This is a genomic window from Neisseria sp. HMSC058F07 (genome assembly GCF_001810035.1).
Classification (GTDB): Bacteria; Pseudomonadota; Gammaproteobacteria; order Burkholderiales; family Neisseriaceae; genus Neisseria; species Neisseria perflava.
Genome location: NZ_KV799694.1, coordinates 1 through 508, shown reverse-complemented (window position 1 = coordinate 508; position 508 = coordinate 1). Strand labels below are relative to the sequence as shown.

At 54.7% G+C, this 508-nt stretch carries 1 pseudogene; it reads right to left on the bottom strand.

The window, feature by feature from the left end:
• A pseudogene (locus tag HMPREF2696_RS11830) lies at window positions 1-508 on the bottom strand (RHS repeat family protein); the annotation flags it as partial.

Here is a 508-nt window from a genome sequence, read left to right as displayed (position 1 = left end):
ATTGTTTTTATAGCCGAAGCTGCGTTTGACGTTGCCGTCGCGGCCGATGACGCGGATTAAGTCACCGCTGCCGTTGTATTCGTAGCGGACCAGCGGACTGCCGACCCGGACTGTTTCGCCGAAGGATGGCAAACCTTCCAACAGAGACACCGACAGCAGCCGCATTTGGGGTGACTGCTCATCGGCCACATTGCCGAAGTTCAGCGAGAATACCCGGTCGTTGCCGTCAATAATGTATTGCGGCAGACCGGTCAGCGGATGATAGACGAAACGCTGATGGTTGCTGTTAGCGTCTTCCACCGCGACCAAAGGGAAGAGGGTACAGTCTTCGTCCGAACCGTCTTCCGCTACGGTTAAAGGGGCAAAACGCAGCGCTATCGAACCGTCCAGCGAAGCGATGACATAATGGCCGTCCGGATTTTTGCTGAACCAAATCTGTTCGCTCTCGAACAATACCGGCTCTTCATCATCTTCATCTACTTCCGGCAAAGGGAACAAACGGCCCTGA